Here is a 2,772-nt window from a genome sequence, read left to right as displayed (position 1 = left end):
CGCCGAAAAGACAATAAATTTCAACAAAGCCTGGATTTTCTGAGAGCGAATAACTATGTTACCTCTTATGATACCTGGCTGACAGCCGGACATTTTACCGCAACGGGCATACGCCTGGATGAGGCCTCCCGATGCGCACAGGAACTGTTGAGGAGATGGTGGCCGAATCGATTACAGTAGTGCAGATGCTCCCTGATTTGGAAGGCGGCGGAGTTGAAAGAGGAACCTTGGAACTGGCGCGTTATTTGTGCCAGCAGGGACACCGTTCGATTGTCATATCCGCCGGCGGACGCATGGTTTCTCAGCTTGAAAAAGAGGGCAGTAGGCACATTACCTGGGAAGTCGGCGTCAAGCGTCCGGCCTGTCTGAAAACGTTTTTCCCGCTGCGGCGACTGCTGCAGGAAGAACACGTCGATATCCTGCATGTCAGGTCCCGACTGCCGGCCTGGATCGGGTATCTTGTCTGGCGAGGTCTGCCGGAAAAAACGCGGCCGCGTCTGGTTACCACCTTCCATGGGTTTTATTCCGTCAACCCCTACAGTGCGGTCATGACAAAAGGCGAGCGGGTCATCGCGATTTCCAAAAGCGTTGCCGACCATATCCGACAGCAATATAAAGTGTCCGATGACCGGGTTGTACTGATATACCGCGGTGTTGATGAGAACTATTTCAGCCCGTCCGCTGTTTCCGGTGAAAGAATTCAAACCCTTCGGGAACGTTGGGACCTGGCAGACTATTCCGGTCCGATTATCATGCTTCCCGGCAGAATCAGCCCCTGGAAAGGGCATGACGTCTTTTTCCGAAGTTTAGGCATCTTTCAGAAGGTACCCTGGAAGGCGCTGTGCGTGGGCGATGATACGGAAAGCAGCCATCACAGCCTCCGGCTGTGGCAGATGATTCAGGATCTGGGTTTGGCAAAAAGGATTCAGCTGGTCGGCCATTGTGACGACATGCCGGCGGCCCTGATGCTGGCCGACGTGGTGGTGTCCGCATCTTCCAGCGAACCGGAAGCGTTCGGCCGAATCGCGGTGGAAGCCCAGGCCATGGGTAAACCCGTCATTGCGTCCGCCCACGGCGGCAGCCTTGAAACCGTTCTGGACCGCAAAACCGGCTGGCTGGTGCCGCCGAATGATGAATTGAGCCTGGCCGACGCGTTGACGGAAGCGATTTTAGACAAAGACAAAAGAAGCCGGTTCGGCCGTGAAGGTCGAAAAAGGGTTCTGGAGAATTTTACCGTTGAGAAAATGTGCCGCTCCACCCTTGAATTGTATCAGGATTTGCTGCTGCAGGGGGTGCCGTCGAAACGATGAAAAAAATTCTGATCATCAAAATGTCCGCGTTGGGGGATGTGCTGATGGCGCTGCCCCATGTGGATTCGATCCTGGCCCAGCACCGGGATGATGACGTGTGGCTGCTGACCGGTCCCGCTTTTAGAGAACTTTTTGTCAACCATCCACGGCTGAAGGTGATCGCGCTGGATCGCCGCAAAGGGATCGGCGCGGAAAGCACCTATGGCCGGGCATTATGGGTCCGGAAACAGGCTTTTGACGGTATTTACGATTTGCAGGGGAACCGGACGAGCCGGCTCCTGGTGAGGTTTTCAAAATCTCCCTGGCGGGTTGGGACGCAGCCCTTAAGGATATATCATTTTCATCCGGAAGATTTTTATAGGCAGGATACCCCCCAGCATGTTTTCGACCGGTTAAATGAAACCATTGCAGCGGCCGGCCTGGAACCGGCCCGACCCGAGGCGGTCTTATATCCGTCTCCGGACGATATCACCCGGGTTGTCCGCTGGAAAACGGAACAGGGGCTTGCCGACGGAAGTTTTGCGTTGATGCATGCCGGCAGCAGCAGCGACTGGCCGTCAAAACGCTGGCCGGCGGAATACTTTTTGGAGCTGGCGCGCCGGTTGGAGGCGTCGGGGCGGCGTTGCGTGTGGATTGGCGGCGATGCGGACAGAGAGATCAACAGCGGATTGGCCCGGGAGGTCGGTATGGATGCCACCGGCCGATTCAGTATCCTTCAGCTGTATGAACTGGGCAGGGCCGCGGCGTTCGCCGTAACCAATGATTCCGGACCGATGCATATCCTGGCGCTGTCCGGTTTGCCGGTATACGCCTTTTTCGGCCCCACCAACTGGTTTCGGAGCCATGCGGTCGGGCAACCCCAAAGGGTACTGACGTCTCCGGTGGATTGCAGCCCTTGTTTTCTGGGCCGTTGCCCTCCCGCAAAAGCGCATGCCTGTCTCCGGAACATCGGTCCGGAGGGGGTTTACCTTAAAATAAAGGCCGAACAGGCGCTGTAGTTTATTGCCGAAGGGGAAAGGATAGTAATGCCGGAAGTTCTCTGGTGGGGCCGCTGCGACCCTGATTATTCACGAAACCGCATCCTGCGCAGGCTGTTTGACGAACTGGGATGGGAGATCCGTTTTTTTCACCCACTGGCCAGCCAAACCGGCGGGATCGAAGCCTTTTTTCATGGTCTCAAGCGTCCGGACCTTGTCTGGATCCCCTGTTTTCGCCAGCGGGATATACTTTGTGCGGCGATATGGGCCCGGAGGTGGCAGGTTCCGCTGGTGGTGGACCCGCTCATATCGGCCTATGAAAAAGAAGTTTTTGAAAGGAACAAATGGCCGCCGGCATCAAAAGCGGCCGAAAAAAAACGGCTGTCTGAGAGCGCTCTTTTTGCAATGGCAGATGTGGTGGTAGCAGATACGCCCGCCCATGCCGAATTTTTCAGGCAAAGACTTCACGTCCGGCCGGACAGACT

At 56.1% G+C, this 2,772-nt stretch carries 4 protein-coding genes; all 4 read left to right on the top strand.

All coding sequences use genetic code 11. The annotated features are described in order from the left end of the window. Positions 1 to 180 (top strand): hypothetical protein (locus tag P1P89_23000; GenBank protein MDF1594392.1); only part of this gene is annotated, 180 nt, incomplete at its 5' end. Beyond that, complete coding sequence (locus P1P89_22995) at positions 132 to 1,310, top strand: glycosyltransferase family 4 protein (protein MDF1594391.1); 1,179 nt, start codon at positions 132 to 134, stop codon at positions 1,308 to 1,310. The genes P1P89_23000 and P1P89_22995, both read left to right, overlap by 49 nt. Further along, a complete protein-coding gene (locus P1P89_22990; protein ID MDF1594390.1) occupies positions 1,307 to 2,308 on the top strand; it encodes a glycosyltransferase family 9 protein in 1,002 nt (333 codons plus the stop codon). Before P1P89_22995 ends, P1P89_22990 begins: the two co-directional genes overlap by 4 nt. Before the next feature lie 27 nt (positions 2,309 to 2,335). Next, the coding region (locus tag P1P89_22985; GenBank protein MDF1594389.1) for a glycosyltransferase at positions 2,336 to 2,772 on the top strand (437 nt) is incomplete at its 3' end.

The sequence above is a fragment of the Desulfobacterales bacterium genome, assembly GCA_029211065.1.
Taxonomy (GTDB): domain Bacteria; phylum Desulfobacterota; class Desulfobacteria; order Desulfobacterales; family JARGFK01; genus JARGFK01.
The sequence above is the reverse complement of the archived record's forward strand: the minus strand, read 5'-3'. Positions and strand labels throughout refer to the sequence as shown.